The following is a 1032-nucleotide window of genomic DNA, read 5'->3' as shown; positions in this document are numbered from 1 at the left end:
CACATTTACTACGACAGAAAGCCCGGTTTTAGTATGCGTTTTTGCCATGAGTTTTTTCACTAACTCAAGAGAAGTAAAAATCACTCCTTGACAGGCTCTAGTTACGTGAGGAAACAAACGATGTTCGATCGGATTATACTTCGATGTATAGGGAGGATAGTGTGCGATCCTAATTTCTATTCCCAGCTCGTCAACTAACTTTTGTAAATCTGATTTAAAGATATGATGATTAGAATTATTACTGCCACCTCCATCGCATTTTATTAAAATTGAATTTGCTTGAGGATAGATAAATTTTCCGTAATTAATCCACCATAGTTTTATCGATTCACAAGCAAATTCACTCGTATCTTTACTGATTCCCAGGTTTAAATATCCTCGGTTATGTTGCAGATCATAAATTCCATGAGGCACTACTTTTCCCTCAGCTAGACTCCAAAAATCATGGTCATATGTCGTAACAACTTCGGTAGTATATAGACTGCCTGCTCGATATAAATTTCCAATAAATTCCTTCTTTTTTGTGTCCATACTAACAATTGGATTACCCCGTAACTCATACTGAGCCGTTATTCTAGCAAGATTCTCAAATTGTTCATTACGATTTTTTGTGACTCCGGTTGTTTGTTGTTTTTGGGCTTTGCGTTTCACATATCCATTCTTTTTTAAAAGTTTTTTGACGACTGTTGTACTGACTATTGTTTCTTGAGCCTTCAATCCTTCAACTATTTGTTGATGGGTAAGATTTGTCCATTTAATTTTTTCGGACATTGGATCTCCGGCTGTGTGGTTTTTTAAGACTTCTAAAAAACGCTCATTTAAATTAGGTATCTGAGAATCCCTAGTCTTTCTTCCTCCCCCAGGTCGGCGAATTCTCTTGTGATTCCTGCTGTGTTCTGATTCACTTTTTAACTCCTTAATTCCCTTGGCTATTGTATTTCTGTCTACTCCAAAAACTCGGGCTATGTAAATGATTCCACCACGACCAAGTTTTACGGCTTCTATCGCTGCATATCTTCTTTTGTCTTTTTC

Annotated in this window: 1 protein-coding gene; it reads right to left on the bottom strand. The window is 36.8% G+C overall.

Going from position 1 to position 1032, the window contains the following annotated elements; all coding sequences use genetic code 11:
- Positions 1-1032: ISAzo13 family transposase (locus K4039_RS29690; protein ID WP_265240109.1), on the bottom strand; the 1032-nt coding region annotated here is incomplete at both ends.

It is taken from the genome of Lyngbya sp. CCAP 1446/10, assembly GCF_026130175.1.
Taxonomy (GTDB): Bacteria; Cyanobacteriota; Cyanobacteriia; order Cyanobacteriales; family Microcoleaceae; genus Microcoleus.
The sequence above is the reverse complement of the archived record's forward strand: the minus strand, read 5'-3'. Positions and strand labels throughout refer to the sequence as shown.